1 protein-coding gene is annotated in these 422 nt (G+C 66.1%); it reads left to right on the top strand.

Annotated features, from left to right (window positions below; translation table 11 throughout):
- Positions 1 to 422, top strand: a 422-nt coding sequence (locus tag QJT78_RS52190) for a polysaccharide biosynthesis protein (RefSeq protein ID WP_281460953.1), incomplete at both ends; no start/stop codon positions are given.

The raw sequence follows: 422 nt of genomic DNA on the forward strand, positions 1-422 counted from the left end.
GCGGAGTTCAAGCCGGACATCGTGTTCCATGCCGCCGCGCTCAAGCACGTGCCGATCCTGGAGCGCGACTGGAGCGAGGGCGTCAAGACCAACATCTTCGGCTCGATCAACGTTGCCGATGCGGCGCACGGCGCCGGCGCCGAAGCCATGGTGATGATCTCGACCGACAAGGCGATCGAGCCGGTGTCGATGCTCGGCCTCACCAAGCGCTTCGCCGAGATGTACTGCCAGGCGCTCGACCACGATCTTGCCGCGGCTAGCGGCAGTGCCAGGCCGCCGATGCGGTTGATCTCGGTCCGGTTCGGCAACGTGCTGGCGTCGAACGGCTCGGTGGTGCCGAAGTTCAAGGCCCAGATCGAGGCCGGCGGCCCCGTGACGGTCACGCATCCCGACATGGTCCGCTACTTCATGACCATCCGCGA

The sequence above is a fragment of the Bradyrhizobium sp. Mp27 genome (assembly GCF_029953005.1).
GTDB lineage: Bacteria > Pseudomonadota > Alphaproteobacteria > Rhizobiales > Xanthobacteraceae > Bradyrhizobium > Bradyrhizobium barranii.